The sequence below is a fragment of the Frankia sp. AgKG'84/4 genome (assembly GCF_023242965.2).
In the GTDB taxonomy this organism is placed as follows: domain Bacteria; phylum Actinomycetota; class Actinomycetes; order Frankiales; family Frankiaceae; genus Frankia.
This window is the reverse complement of the sequence record NZ_JALKFU020000087.1, coordinates 1-13,722: the sequence shown is the minus strand read 5'-3', so window position 1 is coordinate 13,722 and position 13,722 is coordinate 1. Positions and strand designations below refer to the sequence as shown.

General features: G+C 71.4%; 14 protein-coding genes. 4 read left to right on the top strand and 10 right to left on the bottom strand.

Translation table 11 applies throughout. The features are described from left to right. From MXD58_RS08540 to MXD58_RS08515, 6 genes are all read right to left on the bottom strand, one after another. The coding region (locus MXD58_RS08540; protein ID WP_250609171.1) for a hypothetical protein at nucleotides 1-1,079 on the bottom strand (1,079 nt) is incomplete at its 3' end. Nucleotides 1,080-1,137: 58 nt separating this feature from the next. Further along, the gene (locus tag MXD58_RS08535; RefSeq protein WP_248840121.1) at nucleotides 1,138-2,352 is read right to left on the bottom strand and encodes a pyridoxal phosphate-dependent aminotransferase; all 1,215 of its coding nucleotides are present in this window, start codon (nucleotides 2,350-2,352) and stop codon (nucleotides 1,138-1,140) included. Further along, the gene (locus tag MXD58_RS08530) at nucleotides 2,353-3,237 is read right to left on the bottom strand and encodes a metal ABC transporter permease (RefSeq protein ID WP_248840122.1); all 885 of its coding nucleotides are present in this window, start codon (nucleotides 3,235-3,237) and stop codon (nucleotides 2,353-2,355) included. Beyond that, nucleotides 3,234-4,115, bottom strand: coding sequence for a metal ABC transporter permease (locus tag MXD58_RS08525; protein ID WP_248840123.1), 882 nt, complete (start codon nucleotides 4,113-4,115; stop codon nucleotides 3,234-3,236). Before MXD58_RS08525 ends, MXD58_RS08530 begins: the two co-directional genes overlap by 4 nt. Then, entirely contained in the window at nucleotides 4,112-4,879 is a 768-nt protein-coding gene (locus tag MXD58_RS08520) for a metal ABC transporter ATP-binding protein (RefSeq protein WP_248840124.1), read from the bottom strand. Before MXD58_RS08520 ends, MXD58_RS08525 begins: the two co-directional genes overlap by 4 nt. A 76-nt stretch (nucleotides 4,880-4,955) precedes the next feature. After that, nucleotides 4,956-5,714, bottom strand: coding sequence for a DUF2470 domain-containing protein (locus tag MXD58_RS08515; protein WP_248840125.1), 759 nt, complete (start codon nucleotides 5,712-5,714; stop codon nucleotides 4,956-4,958). Between the two features lie 210 nt (nucleotides 5,715-5,924). On the opposite strand from MXD58_RS08515, the gene MXD58_RS08510 reads away from it, so the two are divergent. Beyond that, on the top strand, nucleotides 5,925-6,260 hold the full coding sequence (locus MXD58_RS08510) for a type II toxin-antitoxin system VapB family antitoxin (RefSeq protein ID WP_248840126.1): 336 nt from the start codon (nucleotides 5,925-5,927) through the stop codon (nucleotides 6,258-6,260). Here MXD58_RS08510 and MXD58_RS08505 read toward each other — a convergent pair. Beyond that, entirely contained in the window at nucleotides 6,239-6,595 is a 357-nt protein-coding gene (locus MXD58_RS08505) for a hypothetical protein (protein ID WP_248840127.1), read from the bottom strand. The genes MXD58_RS08510 and MXD58_RS08505 overlap by 22 nt on opposite strands. Before the next feature lie 148 nt (nucleotides 6,596-6,743). Beyond that, complete coding sequence (locus MXD58_RS08500) at nucleotides 6,744-7,388, bottom strand: response regulator (RefSeq protein WP_248840128.1); 645 nt, start codon at nucleotides 7,386-7,388, stop codon at nucleotides 6,744-6,746. 206 nt (nucleotides 7,389-7,594) lie between these two features. Between MXD58_RS08500 and MXD58_RS08495 the strand changes: the two genes are divergently transcribed. The 3 genes from MXD58_RS08495 (at nucleotide 7,595) to MXD58_RS08485 (ending at nucleotide 10,666) form a co-directional block, all read left to right on the top strand. After that, nucleotides 7,595-8,191: a hypothetical protein gene (locus tag MXD58_RS08495; protein WP_248840129.1), complete on the top strand. Its 597-nt coding sequence runs from the start codon at nucleotides 7,595-7,597 to the stop codon at nucleotides 8,189-8,191. Between the two features lie 79 nt (nucleotides 8,192-8,270). Then, nucleotides 8,271-8,990 carry a YcnI family copper-binding membrane protein gene (locus MXD58_RS08490; protein ID WP_248840130.1) on the top strand — a complete coding sequence of 240 codons (720 nt, stop codon included), beginning with the start codon at nucleotides 8,271-8,273 and terminating at the stop codon, nucleotides 8,988-8,990. A 29-nt stretch (nucleotides 8,991-9,019) separates the two neighbouring features. Continuing rightward, complete coding sequence (locus tag MXD58_RS08485; RefSeq protein WP_248840131.1) at nucleotides 9,020-10,666, top strand: copper resistance CopC/CopD family protein; 1,647 nt, start codon at nucleotides 9,020-9,022, stop codon at nucleotides 10,664-10,666. Between the two features lie 24 nt (nucleotides 10,667-10,690). Here the strand turns inward: MXD58_RS08485 and MXD58_RS08480 are convergent, their stop codons facing one another. Together MXD58_RS08480 and MXD58_RS08475 are read right to left on the bottom strand one after the other, a co-directional pair. Continuing rightward, the gene (locus MXD58_RS08480) at nucleotides 10,691-12,166 is read right to left on the bottom strand and encodes an RNA polymerase sigma factor (RefSeq protein ID WP_248840132.1); all 1,476 of its coding nucleotides are present in this window, start codon (nucleotides 12,164-12,166) and stop codon (nucleotides 10,691-10,693) included. Between the two features lie 408 nt (nucleotides 12,167-12,574). After that, nucleotides 12,575-13,722: S1C family serine protease (locus MXD58_RS08475; RefSeq protein WP_250609170.1), on the bottom strand; the 1,148-nt coding region annotated here is incomplete at its 5' end.

Genomic DNA, 13,722 nt, shown 5'->3' with positions numbered 1-13,722 from the left:
CGCGCCGACCAGGCGCCGCGACGGCGGCGGACCGCGGCGGCGATCTCGCCGGCGCCGGTCGCCGCGACGATCGTCAGCAGCGGAACGAGGAACAGGTTGGTCCGACAGGCGCCGAACGGCCAGTACCGCGCGCCGCTCGCCGCCAGGATGACCAGCTCCGCGCCGCCGAGCGCGATCAGCAGGGTCACGCCGTCCGGATGGCGGGCCAGCGCCCGGGCGCCGACGATCACGGCGATCGTGGTCGCGACGCCGAGAACCACCGTCAGCGACCGGTGGCCTTCGGTGAGGGAATGCGCCAGGTTCGGGTCATAGCGGTCGATGCCGGGAGGCGCGCCGCCGAGGATCGCCCGCGCCTGGTCGGCGGTGAAGCGCAGACCCCCGAGGATGCCTCGGCCGGCAAGGAACTGTCGGTCCCAGAACCGGCTCGCCCGCTGGCTGGACTGGTGCGTGATGAACAGCGCCGCGTGCGCTCCGGCGAGCAGCAGCGCGGGCGCCGCCTGCCAGGCCGCCCGCCGTCGCCGCACCAGATCACCTGCGGCCAGCGGGACCAGCAGGAACACCGCGGGCGTCGAGACCAGCGCCAACGCCCCGGCCGCCGTCCGGTTACGCAGCGGGGCGCCTGGCGCCGTCCACAGGGCGACCACGGCCAGGGAGACGACCGCTTCGAGAACGTACGGCTTGAGCTGCGTGCCCGAGTCGACCACGGTGGCGCTCAGCGCGACGGCAATGGCGGCGCCCGCGGCCGTGACCGGTGCGGTGAAGCGCCGGGCGGCCAGGAAGGTCGTCGCGGCGAGCACCGGCAGCCACAGCGCGGCGCCGGTCAGCCGCAACGACCAGGCATGCCAGCCCAGCACGTCGCCGGTCGCCCGGGTCAGCGCGATCGATCCCAGGGACGAGGGTGTGTTCGCCGAGCGCAGCTCCGGCCAGAAGTGCGCCCACGGCTCGCCGGCGAAGTGCGGCCGCCACAGCTCGTCGTACCAGAGCGGCCGGCCGATGCGGGCGTGCAGCGCGATCTCGACGGCACCGACGGCGGCGGCGAGCAGGAGGGCGAGGGCCAGGTCGCGTCGCGACTTGTCCACAGGTTGTCCACAGAGATTCGGTTCTCTGTGGACAACCTCGTCGATGGTGTTGATAGGACTAGTTCTGCTTGTAGTGCGCCAGGAACCGGTCGATGCGGCCGATGGCGTCGGTGAGTTCGTCGACCGTCGGCAGCGTCACGATCCGCACATGGTCGGGGCGCGGCCAGTTGAAGCCCGTGCCCTGGACGAGCAGGATCCGCTCGGCTGCGAGCAGGTCGAAGACGAAGCGCTCGTCGTCCGCGATCTGGTAGACCTGCGGATCGAGCCGGGGGAACACATAGAGCGCGCCGCGCGGCGTCACGCAGCTCACCCCGGGAATGTCGTTGAGCAGCCGGATCACCGCGTCCCGCTGTTCCCGCAGCCGGCCGCCGGGCAGGACGAGGTCGCCCGCGCCGCCGTCCTCGGCCAGCGCGGCCAGGGTGGCGAACTGGCCGGGCACGTTCGCGCACAGCCGCATGTTCGCGAGGATGTTCAGTCCCTCGATGTACGACGAGGCGTGCTCGCGCGGGCCTGAGAGCACCATCCAGCCGGCACGGAACCCGGCCAGCCGGTACGCCTTCGACAGCCCGTTGAACGTCACGCAGATCAGGTCCGGGGCCAGCGACGCGGTCGAGATGTGCTCGGCGTCGTCGTAGAGGATCCGGTCGTAGATCTCGTCGGAGAAGACCATCAGGTGGTGACGCCGGGCGACCTCGACGATCTCCTCGAGCGTCCGCCGGTCGTAGACGGCGCCGGTCGGGTTGTTCGGGTTGATCACGACGATCGCCCGGGTGCGCGCAGTGATCTTACGGGCGATGTCGGCCAGGTCCGGGGCCCAGTCAGCCGACTCGTCGCACAGGTAATGGACCACCCGGCCCCCGCACAGGCTCACCACGGCCGTCCACAGGGGATAGTCCGGCGCGGGCACCAGCACCTCGTCGCCGTTGTTCAGCAGCGCCTGCAGCGCCATCGAGATCATCTCGGAGACGCCGTTGCCGAGGTAGACGCTGTCCGGCGTGATCCCGCCGATGCCCTTGCGGGTGTGGTAGCGCACGACCGCCTCGCGCGCCGCGATCAGTCCCTTGGAGTCGCTGTATCCCTGTGCTCCCACCAGATTCGTCGCGACGGCCTCGAGTACCTCCGGCGGTGCGGAGAAGCCGAACGGCGCGGGGTTGCCGATGTTCAGCTTGAGGATGTGCGACCCGGCGGCTTCCAACCGCGTCGCCTCGTCGAGGACAGGCCCGCGGACGTCGTAACAGACGCCGGCGAGCTTGTCGGACTGGGAAAACTCCATCTACCCAGGGTAGGTGGCCCGTCCAGCGGGTTTCCGCCGGGCCGCCACCGGCGCGAGTGATTCACCTCGGGGGAGTGAGCGCAGGGCCAGCGAAACCATGAAGAACGCCGCCACGGTGAGCACGATCGCGCCACCCGCGGCGACGTTCCACTGCTCGCTCACCGTGAGCCCGATGACCCCCGAGGCGACGCCGATCGCCATCGACAGCGCGGTCATCGTCCCGGTCCGCGAGCACCAGAGCCGGGCCGTCGCCGCCGGCCCGGCGATCAGCGCCACCGCCATGATCGTGCCGACCGCGGGCAGTGATGTCACGACCGTCGCCTCGATCGCCAACAGCAGGACGAGGTCGAGGCGCCGCGCCGGGTAACCCGCGGCGGCGAGCGCGTCCGGGTCGAACGCTCCCAGGAGCAGTTCCTTGCGCAGCGCGACCAGGATGGCCAGCACGGCCGCGGTGGTCACCGCGCTGACCAGGATGTCGCCGGGCTGGACGGTCAGGATCGAGCCGACGAGGAACGCGGTGAGATCCCGGCTGAACCCGTCCTGCGTCGACAGCAGCGCCATCCCGAGCGCGAAGCCCCCGGACAGCACCACGGCTGTCACGCTGCTGGTCTCCCGTCCGCGCTCGGCTCCCCGCGGCCCGGTCAGCACCGCGACCACAGCCACCACCACCAGGCCGAACAGCCCCGCGCCGAGCACGAGCCCGAGGCCGAGCAGCGAGGCGAGGACCACGCCGGGGAACGTCGCGTGGGTCAGCGCCGAGGTCAGGAAGCTCAGTCGCCGCAGCACCACCTGGACGCCGACGGCGCCGCAGAGCACGCCGACCAGAACGACCTCGATCAGCGCCCGCCGCACGTATCCCTCGCCCAGCGAGGTGAACAGCGTCATCGCGGCACCTGGCCCGGCGGCGGCGACAGCCGGGTGAGCGCCCGCCGGACGCTCTGCCCCAGCGTCACCACGGCGTAGCAGGCGACCAGCACCAGGACGATCGTGGCGCCGGCGGCGAGGCGGACGCCGTGACCCCTCGAGGCCTCGAAGCTCACGGAGAGCCCGAGCCAGGCACCGAGCATTCCCAGGCCCGTCGCCACCGCGAGGATGACCCCGAGCCGGTCGGACAGCAGCCGGGCGGTCGCAGCCGGCACCACGAGCATCGCGATGACCAGCACGGTTCCGACGGCCTGCACCGCGGCGACCACGACCAGGGCGATGAGCATGTTGCCGACGAGGTCGAGCGCCGCGATGCGATAGCCCGCGGCGCGCGCCCCCTCGGGATCGAAGGCGCGCAGCAGCAACTCCTTGCCCAGCCCGACCAGCACGACGAAGGCCAGCACGGTCACCGCGCCGGTGACCATGATGTCGGTCGAGTCGACGGTGAGGATGTGGCCGAACAGGAACGCGGTGAGGTCCGCGGTGTAGGAACGCTCACGGGAGACCAGCACCACGCCGATCCCGAAGAACGCGGTGAGCAGCACCGCCAGCGCCGCGTCCTCGTTGACGCGGCGTGTCGCCGCGATCGCGGTGAACAGGCCGGCGGCGACGACCGCGCAGACCAGCGCGCCCGGCACGATTCCGGCGCGCCCCGAAACCAGGAACCCGACGACGACACCGGGAAACACCGTGTGCGTGATCGCGTCGGTGAGGAAGGCGAGCCGGCGCAGGAGCACGTAGACCCCGACGGCACCGCAGAGCGCGCCGAGTAGCACCGCCTCGATGAGCGCCCGCGCCAGGTAGGGCCGGCTGAACGGCGCGAACAATGTCTCGATCATGAGTGCGCGAGAATCAGCCCACGATCACCGAGCTCGAGCGCGGCGCCGCCATAGGCCGCCCGCAGCGTGTCCGGCGTGAGCACGGCATCCGGCGGGCCGAAGCCGAACTGGCGCCGGTTGAGCAGGCACACGCCGTCACAGCTGACCTGCGCGAGGCCCAGGTCGTGGGTGGACACGACGACGGCCGCGCCGCGTGCGGTGAGATCCCGGATCGCGCCGAGCAGGGCTTCCTGGGAGACCGCGTCGACCCCGTTGAACGGTTCGTCGAGAACGAGAACCGCCGGCTGCGCGGCGATCGCCCGCGCCAGCAGGACGCGCTGGCGCTGCCCACCAGAGAGCAGGCCGAAGCGATCCGCCGCCCGATGCTCCAGCCCGACTGCGGCGAGGGCCGCGGCGGCCGCGTCCCGATCGGCCCGCCCGGGCGGGCGCAGCCAGCCGATGCGCCGGTAGCGGCCCATCAGGACGACCTGGGCCACGGAAATCGGGAAGTCCGGGTCGAGGGTGTCCGCCTGCGGCACGTACGCGACCTGCCGGCGGGCCTCGGCGGGCCGGCGGTCCAGCACGGTGACGGAACCCGACACGACCGGCACCAGGCCGAGGACGGCTTTGATGAGCGTCGACTTGCCGGCGCCGTTCGGCCCCACCAACGCGACGATCTCGCCGGCGCGCACCGTGCCGTGAACGCGTTCGAGCGCGGCCGTTCGACCGTAGGCGATGGTGGCGTGGTCGAAGACAATCGCGGGCGACCCGGTTGGCTTCGACATGGACTAATTGAAAACGATTTTCGATCCCGGTGTCAAATGCGGCCGGTCCGATCACGTCAGGTTGTCGGCAGTGGCGTCACCCGCCACTCTGCGTGAGAAGCCGGCGCAGTTCCTGGCCGAGTGAACGAGGCTCGGTGAGCGGCTGCTCGAAGACGACCCGTACCTGCTCGGCGCCCTGCGTGGTCACCCGCCACAGGTCCAGGCCGCGGCGGTCCAGGCCGCTGACATGCGCGCCCGCCAGGTCCGTGGTCGCGACCTCGGCCGGCAGCCCGACGCTGGCGAGGTGACGCATCTGGTCGGCGTGCCGGGAGTTCAGATGCGCGATCAGCTCGGGGGCGTAGGCGCTGATGAGGTCCGGCTCGGCGAGGGCGTACGCGGTCAGGTCGATCCGCCGGCCCACCGCGGACGTCGACCACTTCTTCGGCCGGCAGTCCGACGGATAACACAGCATGACGTCGTCCACGGAGACCGCCAGCACGGAGAGGCCATCGATCATTCCGTCGATCGTGTCGACCGTGCGGCCCAGATCGGCGAGGCGGCGCAGGATCTGGTCCGTGGTGCCGGGCACGAGCCGCAGCGGGCCCGCGAGAATCAGCCGCTCGCCGAAGTGCCCGGGGACGTCGACCCAGCTTCGCCGGCCCTTGCGCGCGGCCTGCACGACGGGGCCGTCGGAGTTCGCCAGCAACATCGGCTCACCGCCGTCGTCGATCACTCCCATCCATCCCCGGGCCTGCTCGCGGGGCAGGGTCAGCAGCGCCGTGCGGCCACCGGCCAGCACTGTCCTGGCGCGCTGAGCCATCTCGATCATGTGCTCCTGGTGGGCGAGCGGTTTCACGGCGACCTCCTCGGCTTCAAGTAAGGCTTACTTAAGTCAGTTGCCAAGGGGAGGTCAAGCGATAGATGGCCTGAGTTGGCCGACCAGGCCCCGATGTGGTCCTGCTGTCCACGCAGTTCCCGCTCTGGGCCGACCGGGGTCTTATGGGCGGGGCAGGGCTCCTAGGCTGTCCTAGTCGACGGAAGTCTCGCCCTCGAGGAGGAGGTGCCGGTGATCTTCAAGACGGTTGGAGACGGTCGCCCGTACCCCGACCATGGCCTTGGTCAGCGGGACTGGGCCGCCATACCGCCCCGCCAGGTCCGGCTGGACCAGCTCGTCACGACCAAGCGCGTGCTCGCGCTCGACGTGTTGCTGGATGAGGACTCGACCTTCTACGGAGACCTCTTCCCGCACGTCGTCGAGTGGGCGGGCGCTCTCTACCTCGAGGACGGGCTGCACCGGGCCGTGCGGGCCGCGCTGCAGCAGCGCACGTCGATTCACGCCCGCGTGCACGTTCTCCTGGGTCCGGCGCTGAGCGACTCGGCTCAGTCCTTCTTCGCCAGGTAGGTCACGTAGGCGTCCTTCCCGACCTTCGCGAAGAGATATCGCGGGCAGTCGGACGTCGGCCGGTAGGCAGTGATCGGCCGAAAGACGGGTGAGCGCCGGACCGTCTTCAGTTGGCCACCGGCTGTTGTCACCGCCTCGCCGGAGGTGATGTCGGGCTGACGGGCACGCTCGTACCAGCCGCCGCAGTACTGAATCTCGTGCGGCCGTGAGGTCCAGGCCGGCGTATGGAAAAACCACAACAGGTAAGCCGTACGCATCAGTAGAACGAGTACAAAGATGATCAGCAGCGACCTGATCAGGTTCCCAGCCCGTCCGGACGCGAGGATGGGGCTCACAGAAACGGGAGCCTACGGGGATCCTGCCGTGCTGCGTGCATCCGCCCCCGTGTCTCGCCTGATGAGCGTGTCCTGCACCGCGCCGCGCGGTTGTCCGCCCGCTGGCGGTCGACGGCGCGGCGGTCGTCGCCCTGCGGAGTTCCCGGGTTCAGCCGCGCAGATAGGCCAGCACGGCCAGGACCCGGCGGTGATCGGTCGTGCTTTGTTCCAGGCACAGCTTGTTGAAGACGTTGGAGATGTGCTTCTCCACCGCGCCGGCGCTCACGACCAGGTGCGCCGCGATCGCCGTGTTCGAGCGTCCCTCCGCCATGAGGGTCAGCACCTCGCGTTCGCGCGGGGTCAGGGTGGCCATCGGATCGTCTCGCCGATTCCGGACGAGAAGCTGCGCGACCACCTCCGGATCCATGACGGTGCCCCCGGCGGCGACCCGGCGAACCGCATCGATGAACTCGCGCACATCGGCGACGCGATCCTTCAGGAGATATCCCACCGCGCCGGCGCCGTCGGCGAGGAGTTCCGCCGCGTACTGCTTCTCGACGTACTGGCTGAGAACCAGAACGGGAGAGCCGGCGACCTCGGAACGGGCCCGAATGGCGGCCCGCAGGCCCTCGTCCCGATGGGACGGCGGCATGCGCACGTCCACGACGGAGACGTCCGGACGGTGTTCCAGCACGGCGTCGACGAAGGTGGAACCGTCTCCGACGGAGGCGACGACCTCGCAGCCCGCGTCGGTGAGAAGGCGGCGCAGGCCCTCCCGCAGCAGTACCGAGTCCTCGGCGATGACAACACGCACAGTGAGCCAGCCCTTCCCGGCTCTGGGCGCCGAGGTCGGAGGAAGTCGACGCTACCGGTGGACGGCGGTCGATCGTCGGAAACCGGCCCCGTTCGCCGCCGTTGCGGTCGCGGCGGCCAACTGACGGATTGCCGACTGTCTGTCGAGGATGTGGCGGTTCCTCGACCTGGCGTGGCAAGCTTGCGCCCGTGGGCACGGACTGGTCGGTGAACGGGGGCACAGCTCGTCTCGGGCGAGCTGCCACCTTCTCCGCGTCGTCCGTCTGCCTGGCCGTGGTCGCGCACGTCGCGGGCGGAGCGGCCAGTCCCGGCCTCTGGGTGACGGCGGCCTCGTTTCTGCTGCTCACCAGGCTCGCGTTTGGTCTGGGCGGGCGTGAGCGGGGGCTGGCGACGCTGGTGAGCGCGGTCGGCGCGGCGCAGCTCGCGCTGCACGTGACCTTCCTGCTGGTGGAGCCACACGCGCACCTGGCGTGTCTGCGCTGCGCCGTGGACCGGTCATCGTTGATCGCGCACGCCGTGGCGGCCGTGGCCGTGGCGCTCTGTCTGCGCCGGGCCGAACGTCTCCTGTGGTCCGTTGCCCGGCTGCAGCCCGTGACGATCCTCGTCCGGCTGCTTCTTCCGGTGACCGAGTGGTCCGTTCCCGTGGTGCCGTCGGCTTTCCGGATCGCGTCGAGGCGCCGAGGGCCGCGCGCGCACACGCGGCCGATCGGGCGCTCGGCCCGCCGCCGTGGCCCGCCGCCACCGGTCTCACCGGAGATCGGCCGGGCGGCGATGGCTGTCGGCAGCCCCCGCGTGGCGTACTGACGCCCGCCCATCCCTCCGGTGCTCATGGGCCAGCGCCAATTTTCAGGTCCCGGTTCTCGGGACTGCGGAGGGGATCAACATGCGTCGGGTTTTTTCGCGCGCCGGAATTCTGGTGGCGGCCACGGGGGTCACCGTCGTGGCAACTGTTCTGCCGGCTTCAGCGCATGTCACGGTGCAGCCGTCAACGGCCGCCCCGGGCAGCTATTCCACGCTCGTGTTCAAGGTGCCGACCGAGAAGGATGACGCTTCGACCACCGGCCTCGACGTCCAGCTACCGACGGACAATCCGATCGCCTCGGTGTCGGTCCAGCCGAAGGCGGGCTGGACGTACAAGGTCACCAAGGCGAAGCCGTCGAAGCCACTGACCACCGATGACGGCGCGGTGGACGAGGTGGTCACCAGGATCACCTGGACGGCGGATCCGGGGAGCCCGGGCATCAAACCGGGTGAGTTCGACACGTTCACCGTCTCCGCCGGGCCGCTGCCCGAGAAGGCCGACTCCATCGCCTTCAAGGCGTTGCAGAACTACTCCAACGGAGATGTCGTCCGCTGGGTCGATGTTCCGCAGGCCGGCGCGGCCGAGCCCGAGCACCCGGCGCCCACGATCACGCTGACCTCGGCAACGGCGACCGCCGGCGCCGAGGCGGCGCACACGACGGGAACCGCGACCGCCGCCGCGGCACCGCAGGACAGCGATGACGGGACGGCCCGCACGCTCGGCACGGTCGGCATCGTCGTCGGCGCGCTGGGCCTGCTCGTCGGTGGGTTCGGGCTGGCCAGGGCGCGACGGCGGGCCTAAGCATCGTGAGAAGAGTCCTGGTGGTGGCCGTGGCGTTGATCGCCATGGCCGCCACCTCGGTCGGCCTCGGTCTGGGCGTGTCACCGGCGTCCGCGCACGCACTGCTGACGGGCACCGAGCCGGTCGACGGCGCGGCGCTGCGGACCGCCCCGGCCCGGGTGCTGCTCAGCTACAGCGAGTCGATCAGAGTGTCGGACGACTCGATCCGGGTCCTCGATGCCGCGGGCGCCAGGGTGGACGACGGGCACACGCGGCCCGGCGCGAAGGCGTCACAGGCGACCGTCGCACTCAAGCCCGGCCTGCCGACCGGCACCTACGTCGTCAGCTGGCGCGTGATCTCCGCGGACAGCCATCCGGTGTCGGGTGCCTTCGCGTTCGGCATCGGCGGGCCGCCCCAGGCCGGTGCGGCCCACGCCGAGGGCGACACGTCCGGTTCGCAGTCGGTGGGCCTGTTCTTCGGTGCCGCGCGGTTCGCGGGCTATGGGGGAATCGGGCTGCTGCTGGGCGCCTGCGTGTTCCTCACCCTGATCTGGCCGCGGGGCTTCCAGACGCGGGGCGCGGGACGCCTGCTGGCCGTTGGGTGGGCGATCGCGGCGGTGGCCGCGGTCGCCCAGCTCCTGTTGCAGGGCCCCTACGCCGCCGGGGTCGGCCTGACCGGGATCTTCCGCTGGTCGATTCTGTCGACGACGCTGGCGGACCGCTTCGGTCATCTGCTGCTGATCCGCCTGCTGGCACTGTGCCTCGCCGCACCGCTACTGCGCCGGGCCGTGCGGGTCGGGGCACCCGACCTGTGGCATCGGGGGGAGCTCGCCGCCCTCGGCCTCGCGATCGCGGTGACCTTGGCCGCGATCGGCCACGGCAGCGCCGGTGACCTCGTCGGGCTGGCCGTCGTCAGCCTGACGGTGCATGTGCTCGCCATGTCCGTCTGGATCGGGGGCCTGTCCGTCATCGCGGTGCTGCTCCTGCGGCAGGCGTCGGGCGCCGAGCTCGCCGTGGTACTGCCGCGATGGTCGAGGCTGGCCGCCGGCGCGGTCATCGCGATCGTGCTCAGCGGCCTGTTCCAGAGCTGGCGGGAGATCGGATCCCTGCCGGCCGCCGTGGACACCAGCTACGGCCGGATGCTCCTCTACAAGACCTGGTTCTTCCTGGGAATGATCGCGGTCGGCGGCCTGTCCCAGCAGTGGGTGCGGCGCCATTACCGGACGAAGAACGACGTCGCCGCCGCGGCGCCGGGGGCGGCGGCGCTCGCCGGACTGCGGCGCGGTGTCGTCGCCGAGCTCACCGCGGGCGCGGTGGTCCTCGGGCTGACCGCGGCCCTTGTGAACATGGTCCCCGGCCGGACCAGCTACGCACCGCCGTTCAGCGGGACGGCCTTCGCCGGGCCGATGACGGTGAAGGTGCGGGTCAGCCCGACCCGGGTCGGGGCGGAGTCCCTCGACGTGCGTGCCTGGGCGCCGACCGGCAAACCGCAGAAGCTCGTGGCGGCCAGCGCGGAGCTGTCCCTGCCCAGCGCCGATCTGGGGCCGTTCACGGTGCCGCTGGATCTTGCCGACACCGGCCACGCCCATTCCGACCGGCTCCAGCTGCCGCTGGACGGGAAGTGGCAGCTGCGGCTGACCTTGCGGCTCAACGACTTCGATCAGTACGTGACGACGCTCTTCTACACGGTCCGCTGACCCGTCGGCGCGTGCCGCCGCTCGTCAGACGAGCTGTGGGGCGGGGGTGGCCGGGGCCGTCGACTTGCCGGACTGCGTCGGAGTGGGGGCGGTGCCGCCGGTCGCGGGCGGCGCCGTCGTCTGCGCCGAGGTGGCGGAGCGGGTGACGGGGGCCGGCGGGGTCGTCGGCACCGTCGGCGTTGTCGGCAGCGGAGCGGCACTGGTCGGCGCGGGCGCTGTGGTCACCGGTGCGGTGACCGTCGGTGGGGCCGGCACGGTCGGGCCGGGCGTCCGGGTGGCCGGCGCGGACGAGGTCGGGGAGATCGGCGTCGCGGGAACGGTCGGCGTCACCGTGGTCGGTGCCGTCGTGGCCGGGGTGGAGGGCACGACGACGTGCTCTGCCGGGCTGGTCGGCGACTCCGACAGCGTCACTCGCGGGGCACTGGCCGGCTTCGCGACCGCGGGCTGGGTGCGGTGGACGTCCCGCGCGATCGGCTCGACGAGCCTCGGCTGCCTGGGCGCCCGCCCGTCCGGCGTGGCGGCTCGGCTGGTGAACGCTCCGGCGACCGTCGGGGTGATGGGTCGCGTCGCCAGATCGCGTCCGGTCGGGGCGGCCGGCGCCGTCGAGGGTCGCACCACGGCCTCGCTGGGCGCCGAGTGGACGATCGCCACCCCGGACTCCGACATGAGCTGTGGGTCGGCGGAGGGCCAGTTCATCGCCGCGGTCAGCCCCGCGGCGGCGACGATCATCGCCGCTGCGGCCGCCAGCGCCGGCCGGCCGCGCCACACCAGAGCGAGTCGGCCCTCCTCGACACCCACCGCGCCATCGCCGGCATCGGCATCCATCCGCATCAGCGGCAGTGCACGCACCGCGGCGGCAGGCACCCGCGTCGCCGCCTTGCTGTCGGCGAGTTCGACGTCGAGTTCGACGTCGAGGTCGTCACCCGCCGAGCCCGCCCGCGGTACGTCGCCGTCCGCGGCGGCGCCGGCAACCGCCGGCTGGGCCGCCATCCCCTTGACCAGGCTGATCTTGGGCGCCGGAGCCGGTTCCGGCGGGCTGGTGGGCACCGCGGCGGCCCGCGTGGTCGAGGCGGCGGACATGGCGGCTCGCCGGTTGGCCGCGGCCTCGGCGACGGCGGCGGCGCGGTCGAAGGTACGGGAGAGGCCGACCCGCAGGCTTGCCGGCGCTGGAACGACCGCACCGACCAGCAGCTCCTCGGGCCGCACCCCGTGGGGCACCGGAATGCTGCGGGCCTGGGGGGATCCGGACCAGGCCAGGGCGCTGCCGCGGGCGAGTTCCAGCAGCCAGGAACGCAGCCCGGCCGGGTTGCTCAACGGGTTGAGGCGGGTGCGCGCGACCAGGGCGAACGCCGTGCCGGCGGCCGCGCGAGCGACCGTCGGATCACCGAGGATCAGCAGACACATGGAGAAGACATCGTCCGCGTAAAGGTCGTACAGGTCGTCGAACGCCTGTCGATCACCACGGCGGACACGGGCCACGAGGTCCGCGTCGTCGTCCATAATCTCGCTTCTCCCGAGGACTAGCGGCGGGCCCGGATCGGGGTGGTGAGCCCAATGCTAGGAGCCCGTCCACGCTAGGGGGTGAACGTTGTGAGGAATTTGTTGTCGTCGATTCGACAGCCGGCTTTACTTGACTATGAAATGAAGCCGGGATCTTCCGTTAATTTCCGCTGTATGGCTGGTTTGTCGCGGAATGTGTCGCGCCGGCTGATGTGCTGTGCCGCTGGCACACTAGTCACAAGGGTAGCGGATGAATAGTCCGCCAGCGGGCGGCACGTGACTAGGAGGCGGATCGGGCGGAACCAGCGTTTCGCGCGACCACGGCTATTCGCGACTGCGCACCGGATGGCGCCACGATTGCCCGGCGACCGGCATGTCGGCGGCCAATCCGGTACGACGGCGGCCGGATCAGGACGTCGGTGGCTGCAGCGCGAGCCTGGCCTTGACGGTGCTGGTCTGGCCGTCGCGGCTGTAGGTCACCTCGACCTCGTCTCCGATGGCGTGCGAGCGCACCGCCGCGATCAGGGAGTCGACATCGTTGACGGCGCGATCCCCCAGCTTCGTGATCACGTCGCCGGCGCGCAGGCCGGCGCTCTGGGCGGGGCCGCCCGCGACCATGGAACGAATCTGCGCGCCGGTGCCGCTGGATGCCGTCGAGCGGGCGTTCTCGTTGGCGGTCGACGCGGAGACACCCAGGTAAGGATGGGTGGCCTTGCCGGAAGTGATCAGTTGGGTCGCGACCGACTCGGCGTAGTCCCCGGGGATCGCGAAGCCAACGCCGATGTTGCCGGACTGCTGGGTGCCACCGAAGGGGCTGCCGCCGCCGCCGACCGTCGCGATCGCGCTGTTCACGCCGACGATCTCGCCGCGGCTGTTGACCAGCGGGCCGCCGGAGTTACCCGGGTTGATCGGCGCGTCGGTCTGGATCGCGTCGAGCACGGTGTTCTGCTGGTCCTGGACGGTGGAGTCGCCGGTGCGCACCGGGCGGTGCAGGGCGCTGACGATGCCGGAGGTCACCGTGCCGTTCAGGCCGAGCGGGCTGCCGACCGCGACCACCAGTTCGCCGATGTTCAGGGCGTCCGAGTTGCCGAACGTCGCCGCCGTCAGGCCGGATGCGTTGATCTTGATGACGGCCAGGTCGGAACTCGGGTCGGTCCCGACGACCTGCGCGTCGAAGGTGCGGCCGTCCTGCAGGGTGACGGTCAGCGAGCCGCCGCCCGAGGCGCCGGAGACGACGTGGTTGTTGGTCAGGATGTGCCCGTCCGACCGGATGATCATTCCGGAGCCGGTGCCGGACTCGCTGCTGGACTCCTCGGAGATGGTCACCACGCTCGGCAGGATCTTCTTCGCCGCCGCTGACACGGTGTCGGCCGCCGCCGGCGACGTCCCGCCGGCGGTGGAGCTGCTGCGTTCCAGCCCGGCGGTGGTCACGACCGTGTTGCCGTTGTCGTTACCGGCGACGAGAGCACCGACGCCGCCGCCGATTCCGGCCGACACCAGGGCGACCGCGAGTCCGGCGGCCACCACCCGCCGCCGCCGCCGAGCCACCGTGGCGC

What these genes read in the sequence shown, in the direction of transcription:
- MXD58_RS08535 (WP_248840121.1), bottom strand. Translation starts at nt 2,352, where the DNA reads ATGGAGTTTTCCCAGTCCGACAAGCTCGCCGGCGTCTGTTACGACGTC.
- MXD58_RS08520 (WP_248840124.1), bottom strand. Translation starts at nt 4,879, where the DNA reads ATGTCGAAGCCAACCGGGTCGCCCGCGATTGTCTTCGACCACGCCACC.
- MXD58_RS08480 (WP_248840132.1), bottom strand. Translation starts at nt 12,166, where the DNA reads ATGGACGACGACGCGGACCTCGTGGCCCGTGTCCGCCGTGGTGATCGA.
- MXD58_RS08530 (WP_248840122.1), bottom strand. Translation starts at nt 3,237, where the DNA reads ATGACGCTGTTCACCTCGCTGGGCGAGGGATACGTGCGGCGGGCGCTG.
- MXD58_RS08525 (WP_248840123.1), bottom strand. Translation starts at nt 4,115, where the DNA reads ATGATCGAGACATTGTTCGCGCCGTTCAGCCGGCCCTACCTGGCGCGG.
- MXD58_RS08490 (WP_248840130.1), top strand. Translation starts at nt 8,271, where the DNA reads ATGCGTCGGGTTTTTTCGCGCGCCGGAATTCTGGTGGCGGCCACGGGG.